The following is a 523-nucleotide window of genomic DNA, read 5'->3' as shown; positions in this document are numbered from 1 at the left end:
GGGGTGGTGGCCCGGTGACCGGGGTCGGTGTACCGCATAGGCTGTCGACACGCCGCGGTGCGCGCGGTTGACGTAGTGGAGAGAAGTAGGGATACGGGTCGTGGCGGGCCGGTGCTGGATGCCGGTCGCCGTGGGTCGTACAGAGTGCCTCAGGGGGCAACCGCCATGACGACAGGTCGGCTCGGGCTGGGGGTTCCACCCGGCCGCCAGGCTGGGGGACGGACCGCGCCGCCGAATGCGGCCTATGCCGGGCAGGTCGTGCACTTTCCGGATCCGGTCCGGGCTGCCCGTCATCCCAGAGGGGTGTGGGTGGACGAGCGCGGTTTTCCCGACTTCTCGCCGTATGCGCGGGTCGCGGTGGAGATCGCGGAGCCGCCTGCGGGGTTCGGGGTCGACGAGCTGCGGCTGACGGACTATGTGTCGGCGAACGCGGCGATGGCGGCCTCCGGGCACGAGTTGTGGGACACGGTGCCGAATGTGGCGACTCCGCACGGCTGGACGTGGCATCACGTGGCGGGCAGCC

General features: G+C 71.1%; 1 protein-coding gene. It reads left to right on the top strand.

From position 1 onward, the window contains the following. Nucleotides 1-165: 165 nt before the first annotated feature. A partial coding sequence (locus tag CCN35_RS27380; RefSeq protein WP_211285594.1) for an HNH endonuclease occupies nt 166-523 on the top strand: 358 nt, incomplete at its 3' end.

Origin of the sequence: Streptomyces thermovulgaris (assembly GCF_002155915.1) — a bacterium.
Taxonomy (GTDB): domain Bacteria; phylum Actinomycetota; class Actinomycetes; order Streptomycetales; family Streptomycetaceae; genus Streptomyces; species Streptomyces thermovulgaris.
Note: the sequence above shows the minus strand (reverse complement) of the source record. Positions and strands in the feature narration are given on the sequence as shown.